The sequence below is a fragment of the Oleiphilus sp. HI0043 genome (assembly GCF_001634935.1).
Map to the genome: position 1 here is coordinate 1 of NZ_LWEY01000521.1, position 761 is coordinate 761.

Annotated in this window: 1 protein-coding gene; it reads left to right on the forward strand. The window is 44.7% G+C overall.

Annotated features, from left to right (window positions below; genetic code table 11):
- A partial coding sequence (locus A3729_RS06430) for an EAL domain-containing protein (protein WP_156497742.1) occupies nt 1-761 on the forward strand: 761 nt, incomplete at both ends.

Below are 761 nucleotides of genomic sequence, written 5' to 3' on the forward strand. Positions count from 1 at the left end.
CGATGCACTACTCAAGGCCATAACTCTGCGCCTTGAAGCCGAGCTGCCCCCTCACACACTACTATCTAGACATGGTGGTGACGAATTCATTGCAGTGATGGAAAAACAAGATGGCACAGATAATGCCAAACAATTTGCACAAGCAATTGTTGACTCTTTTGGCACACCATTTCATTTAGGCAATGAAGATATTTACATGAGCGCGAGTATCGGCATTGCCGCCGCCCCCGATCACGGCAATGACTCCGACAAATTAATTAGTAATGCTGACATTGCCATGTATCAAGCCAAAAAACGTGGCAAAAATACATATGTGATATATCAAGCAAGTGAGAACGACCAGCCAGCGCATCGCTTAAAAATACGCAGTCAGTTAAATGTTGCGCTAGAGCAAGAGCAGTTTGAGTTATTCTTCCAACCCAAAATTGATCTCGACACTGGCTCCATCAAAGGCGCTGAAGCACTGATCCGTTGGAAGCAAGAAGATGGAAAATATCGCAACCCCTTTGAGTTCATCCCAATTGCTGAAGAAAATGGCCAAATTATTCCTATCAGCCAATGGGTAATTCATCAATGCTGCAAACACCTAAAAGAGTGGCAGACCTATCTTGACTCCGACTTCATATTGGCACTCAACATTTCTGCACGTCACTTCCATAGAGGCTTGCTTCAAGAAGACCTAGCACGCTCACTGGGCACATTTGGAATTGACCCTTCAACACTTGAGCTTGAAGTGACTGAGACCGCAATTATGGACGATT